Raw genomic sequence first — 374 nt, forward strand, 5'->3', positions numbered from 1 at the left:
GGCACAGGATGCGCAAAATGCGCTTAAAGATCTTTTTGCAGAGACCATTCAAGAAATGCTAGAAGCGGAGATCGACATGCATCTGGGCTACGACAAGCATGATGTCAAGAACAAGCAGACAACGAACAGCCGTAATGGCAAGAGTCGTAAAACGGTCATGAGCGAGTATGGTGAACAAGAAATCGCTGTTCCACGCGACCGTCAAGGCGAGTTCGAACCGCTCGTCATCAAGAAGCACCAATCCAACGTAACGGGCATTGAAGACCAAATCGTAGCGCTTTACGCAAAGGGTGTAAGCACACGAGATATTCAGGATCATCTGGCTAACCTTTACGGCATCGACGTCTCGCCAACGCTCATTTCCAACGTGACCA

The 374-nt window shown here is 49.2% G+C and carries 1 protein-coding gene; it reads left to right on the forward strand.

All coding sequences use genetic code 11. The features are described 5' to 3' along the window. A partial coding sequence (locus AB4Z10_RS29760) for a transposase (protein ID WP_441474004.1) occupies positions 1-374 on the forward strand: 374 nt, incomplete at both ends.

The sequence above is a fragment of the Allobosea sp. RAF48 genome (genome assembly GCF_052114025.1).
GTDB lineage: Bacteria > Pseudomonadota > Alphaproteobacteria > Rhizobiales > Beijerinckiaceae > Allobosea.